The sequence below is a fragment of the Shewanella sp. AS1 genome (assembly GCF_021412565.1).
In the GTDB taxonomy this organism is placed as follows: Bacteria; Pseudomonadota; Gammaproteobacteria; order Enterobacterales; family Shewanellaceae; genus Shewanella.
This window is the reverse complement of sequence record NZ_JAKCLJ010000121.1, coordinates 1-282: the sequence shown is the minus strand read 5'-3', so window position 1 is coordinate 282 and position 282 is coordinate 1. Positions and strand designations below refer to the sequence as shown.

At 61.7% G+C, this 282-nt stretch carries 1 protein-coding gene; it reads right to left on the bottom strand.

What is annotated here, in order from left to right; genetic code table 11:
- Positions 1–239, bottom strand: a 239-nt coding sequence (locus tag LZP69_RS16330) for a hypothetical protein (protein ID WP_234201742.1), incomplete at its 3' end; no start/stop codon positions are given.
- Between the last annotated feature and the right edge of the window lie 43 nt (positions 240–282).

Sequence of the window (282 nt, the reverse complement as noted above, 5' to 3'; positions counted from 1 at the left end):
CTGACCTTGCCGTACGAGACCCCCAGGCGATGCTTCAGATCGGCGGCCAGCGCCTTGGCCCGCGGCCCCACCATCACCCCAGCGGCGCCCGTCGCTTGCGAGGTCTGCTCCGGATGCTGCGAGCGGACCCGCTTATGGCAGGCACTGCAGTAGCCGCTGTAGGTCACAAACTGGGTGGTCTTCACTTCCACCACCGGAATGTCCGTAACGAATTGTTCATGCCTATGGATGGTATGCAAATGGCCTCCACATTCCGGGCAGCCATGCAGTTTCGCTTCTTTC